This is a genomic window from Gilvimarinus gilvus (genome assembly GCF_030518155.1).
Lineage (GTDB): Bacteria > Pseudomonadota > Gammaproteobacteria > Pseudomonadales > Cellvibrionaceae > Gilvimarinus > Gilvimarinus gilvus.
Window position 1 is genome coordinate 1 of the sequence record NZ_JAULRU010000805.1, and the last position, 309, is coordinate 309.

A 309-nucleotide genomic window follows, 5' to 3' on the forward strand; every position below is an offset into this window, starting at 1 on the left:
CTCAATTTGTGTCATTTTTTGACCTTTTGATGGAATTTTAATCACTTCGTTTTTAGATGCTTCTTTTATATTAATTGCTCTAAAAGTCGTTTCGTAACTTTCGTCTTTCATTGTTGTTACAGCTTTCAATTCTAAAATTAAACCTGGCAATCCATTGAAAAATATTGGTCCGCCTTTTGGTTGTAAAGTTGGCGCAAACCAAACTTCTATCTTAGAATCTTTGTATTCAGTTGTTGCTTTTTTAACTTTAATACCCAAAATTTCTTTTGATTCTCGACTAATTGTCCAAATGTATTTTGGCAAATTATC

The 309-nt window shown here is 30.4% G+C and carries 1 protein-coding gene; it reads right to left on the reverse strand.

Annotated elements, in window-relative coordinates:
* Positions 1-309 (reverse strand): GLPGLI family protein (locus QWI17_RS21575; RefSeq protein ID WP_302724605.1); only part of this gene is annotated, 309 nt, incomplete at both ends.